The sequence below is a fragment of the Burkholderia sp. ABCPW 14 genome (assembly GCF_001523835.1).
In the GTDB taxonomy this organism is placed as follows: domain Bacteria; phylum Pseudomonadota; class Gammaproteobacteria; order Burkholderiales; family Burkholderiaceae; genus Burkholderia; species Burkholderia mayonis.
The window spans coordinates 1-727 of record NZ_LOVS01000141.1 but is presented as its reverse complement, the minus strand read 5'-3'; the positions used below and the strand labels follow the sequence as shown (position 1 = coordinate 727).

2 protein-coding genes are annotated in these 727 nt (G+C 58.6%); one reads left to right on the top strand and one right to left on the bottom strand.

The genetic code is table 11. The annotated features are described in order from the left end of the window. Positions 1–17 precede the first annotated feature (17 nt). The gene (locus tag WS62_RS38870) at positions 18–416 is read right to left on the bottom strand and encodes a hypothetical protein (RefSeq protein WP_066574972.1); all 399 of its coding nucleotides are present in this window, start codon (positions 414–416) and stop codon (positions 18–20) included. Positions 417–482: 66 nt separating this feature from the next. On the opposite strand from WS62_RS38870, the gene WS62_RS38350 reads away from it, so the two are divergent. Continuing rightward, positions 483–727 (top strand): hypothetical protein (locus WS62_RS38350; protein ID WP_231748373.1); only part of this gene is annotated, 245 nt, incomplete at its 3' end.

Below are 727 nucleotides of genomic sequence, written 5' to 3'. Positions count from 1 at the left end.
CGGGCGCGCGGACTAAACTAAACCATTTTGTACTTGCGATCTTCCGCCCGATCGCCGATGTGCCGGTCAACGAACGCATCCAGCTTTCTCAGCTCGCGTCGCTCGAAATACAGGCCTCGGTGCGCGACGCATTTGATCGCCTCGAACATCTTGCTGATCAGCCCTTTCCTGTCGATCTGCTCGCCAACCGCGCGGATGTTCGTGGCAATCCGATTTCTTTTCGCGAGCAACACAGGATTGCTGACGATGCTGTTGAAGCGGATCTCCCTGAGGACGTCCATCCTGATGGCCTTGATCTCGTTTCGCATCGTCCGCTCGCCCGCGGCGCCGCGCTCGTCGCCGTTCCGCTTCGCATGCCGTTCGACCGCTTCGCAGCGACCATCGATACGCGGGGGCACGATTCCATTTAGCTTCATGATTTCTTTCCTGTCGTGAACATTAGCGAGCACCCATTCTCCACCGCGAAACAACTCGATACTTTCATGAATCGCTCGCTCGACAATGCGTGGCGAGCGTCGGCTGCGTCGTTGCGCCAATCAAAGGCGCGAGGTGCGAACACCCGTGTCGGCTGCTATCGACGCGGCTCAGCACACGCGAAGGTCGATCACAGCTCGGTGTCGGATGGTTTGCGCAAAGCTACACCCGGACCGCGCCATCAGTCGACGATCTGCTCGCTACATCGTCGACGAGCCGGCATCAGCGTATCCATATCGAAATGCCCAGTGAA

Coding starts and splice junctions, on each gene's coding strand:
- WS62_RS38870 (WP_066574972.1), bottom strand. CDS start 416: ATGAAGCTAAATGGAATCGTGCCCCCGCGTATCGATGGTCGCTGCGAA.